Raw genomic sequence first — 249 nt, 5'->3', positions numbered from 1 at the left:
CCAAACGATCACATCCCCGGCACCGTAGTGACCCTCCGGTATCGTGCCTTCAAATGAAGCGTAATCGAGAGGGTGATCTTCGACATGCACCGAGAGGCGCTTTACCTTGGGATCCAGGCATGGGCCTTTGGGTATCGCCCAGCTTTTGAGCGTGCCGTCGAGCTCCAGGCGGAAGTCGTAGTGCAGTCGTGTGGCATCGTGCTTTTGAACGCAAAACTGCAAGGCATGAGCAGCTGCGCGCTTCGAACG

At 57.4% G+C, this 249-nt stretch carries 1 protein-coding gene; it reads right to left on the bottom strand.

The window, feature by feature from the left end; genetic code table 11:
* Positions 1-249: DNA polymerase ligase N-terminal domain-containing protein (locus SB816_RS33850; RefSeq protein ID WP_410548481.1), on the bottom strand; the 249-nt coding region annotated here is incomplete at both ends.

This window comes from Achromobacter sp. SIMBA_011 (assembly GCF_046535435.1).
In the GTDB taxonomy this organism is placed as follows: Bacteria; Pseudomonadota; Gammaproteobacteria; order Burkholderiales; family Burkholderiaceae_B; genus Achromobacter; species Achromobacter dolens.
The sequence above is the reverse complement of the archived record's forward strand: the minus strand, read 5'-3'. Positions and strand labels throughout refer to the sequence as shown.